This window comes from Aeoliella straminimaris, from assembly GCF_024054565.1.
Classification (GTDB): domain Bacteria; phylum Planctomycetota; class Planctomycetia; order Pirellulales; family Lacipirellulaceae; genus Aeoliella; species Aeoliella straminimaris.
Genome location: NZ_JAMXLR010000030.1, coordinates 1 through 1,061, shown reverse-complemented (window position 1 = coordinate 1,061; position 1,061 = coordinate 1). Strand labels below are relative to the sequence as shown.

1 protein-coding gene is annotated in these 1,061 nt (G+C 55.6%); it reads right to left on the bottom strand.

Translation table 11 applies throughout. The features are described from left to right. Window positions 1-461: hypothetical protein (locus NG895_RS09010; protein ID WP_252852153.1), on the bottom strand; the 461-nt coding region annotated here is incomplete at its 3' end. Between the last annotated feature and the right edge of the window lie 600 nt (window positions 462-1,061).

The window sequence follows — 1,061 nt, the reverse complement described above, 5'->3', positions numbered from 1 at the left end:
CCCCGCCGTGGGTGGCGAATCGTCGAGTAGGCTTGTTCGTGCGAGCGGGTGCGAGGCAATTCGATACGACTGCCATCGACGGCGAACACGAGGTATCCCGCGATGAGCCAATAATCCGCCAGCGCCGCTTGCATTCGCTGTTGCAGGACCGGCTGCAGCAACGAGGCAAGTGGCGTGGTCCAGCGGCGAAGGATTTTTGTGAATGCCTGGTACGAAGTGGCCAGTTGCTGTTGCTCTTTCTCGAGGCGGAGGATTATCCTACGAACCGTGTGGAACCGCTCCCCCAGCGTCTGTTCCTCTGACCAAGCCCAGCAGAGCGCCGCGGAAACCAGCGACTTGGGCGTCCATCTGCAATCGTCGCGGAAAGTAATGGACCGCCAGTCGATCCCCGCGAGCAACCAACGCAAGCATTGCCGCAGGCAAACTAGATTCAACCGTACTTGAGTGTCTCGATGTGACATGCCCGATTCCCTTCGGGTAAGAGATGGCCCCCCTTCCTTGGTTCAACTGAAAGGATGGCCGAAACTCGCTGTTACATCGAGACCTCTTTTTTACCAGAGAGAAAGGGTTAACGGCGTAGAGTGGCACCCTACGGATCCAGCGGTTCATGGTTATCCTACGAATATGGATTACTGGAACGCCCAATGAATTCAGCATTCCGAACATGTCGAATCTGTGGTTTACAATTTGACGAGCCGCCGTGGGGAACTGATGGTGCGACACCATCTTTCGACATTTGTCCCTGTTGTGGAGTCGAATTCGGTTATGAGGATATTACTCCCGAAAGCTGCCGTCTTTATCGCCGCCAGTGGGTTTCAGCCGGTGGTAAATGGTTCAATGAGAAGGATAAGCCTGTGCAGTGGGATATGAACGCACAAATGCGGAACATTCCTACGGAATACGCTGACCACGCCTGAGTGCATTGCGCTTGCAAGGTCCAATGCGCAAATGGTGCGCAAATGGGGACACCCATCTACATCCCTGCACCACGACTGGCTCTAATTCGTGCACGGCATTGCCCTTACGCGCTGAAACCGGACGCCGCTGCCGACGGCGATTGG